We start from the raw sequence: 1,040 nt of genomic DNA, 5'->3' as shown, positions 1-1,040 counted from the left end.
GTGGCGCATATGCCTATACGTTGCACCAGAACGGTATCATCGATCCGGCTGATGGTGACTGGTATCTGCGCTCGACGCTTGAAGAGGAGCCCGGAGTCCCGGGAGTGCCGGGACCGGGTGAGCCAAGCTTGCCTGAAGGTTCCCGATATGCGGCAACCGTGCCTCTTTACGAGGCCTATCCGCAGGTGCTGCAAGCGCTGAACGGATTGCCGACGCTGCAGCAGCGTGTCGGTAATCGCTACTGGCCGGAATTGCTTGTTGAAGGAACCGGCACGACCTCTGGTGGGGCGACTGAGCAGAACGGTATATGGAGCCGTATCGAAGGTAGCCATACCCGCTTCGAACCGAACCGCTCGACCTCGTCGACCAATTACGACCTCGATCTGTTCCGGATGCAGGCAGGCTTTGACGGCATGCTGTACGAGAGTGAGGCAGGTCGATTGCTCGGGGGGCTGACGGTCCATTATGGACATGCCTCCGCGGATGTCTCGTCCTTCTTCGGCGATGGCGACATCAATACCAACGGTTATGGCTTTGGTGGCACGCTGACCTGGTATGGTGACAATGGCGTCTATGTCGACGGGCAAGCGCAACTGACCTGGTACGACAGCAACTTGACCTCCAGGGCCGATGACATCACCCAGCCGCGGCTGGTGCGGGGCAATGACGGCTTTGGCTATGCCCTGTCGGTGGAAGGTGGCAAACGGATTGCACTTGAAGATGGATGGTCGGTAACGCCACAGGCGCAGCTGGTCTATTCCGAAGTAGACTTCAACAGCTTCCGTGACGCCTATGGCGCTGATGTCGGCCTCGATCGTGGAGACAGTCTGCAGGGCCGCCTTGGCCTGCGGATCGAGCGTCAGAACGCCTGGTCAAATGACAACAGGCTGATCAACCGAACCAGCCTCTACGGTATCGGCAACCTCTACTACGAGTTCCTTGACGGGACGAAGGTGGCGGTTGCTGGCGAGACCTTCGCCAGCCGCAACGATCGGCTCTGGGGCGGCGTCGGGATCGGCGCCAGCTACAACTGGGACAAC

General features: G+C 59.8%; 1 protein-coding gene. It reads left to right on the top strand.

All coding sequences use genetic code 11. From position 1 onward, the window contains the following. Positions 1–1,040: autotransporter family protein (locus LH464_RS24380; protein ID WP_226788980.1), on the top strand; the 1,040-nt coding region annotated here is incomplete at both ends.

Source organism: Pseudorhizobium xiangyangii (assembly GCF_020531965.1).
Taxonomy (GTDB): Bacteria; Pseudomonadota; Alphaproteobacteria; order Rhizobiales; family Rhizobiaceae; genus Neorhizobium; species Neorhizobium xiangyangii.
This window is presented reverse-complemented; position numbering and strand designations above follow the sequence as displayed.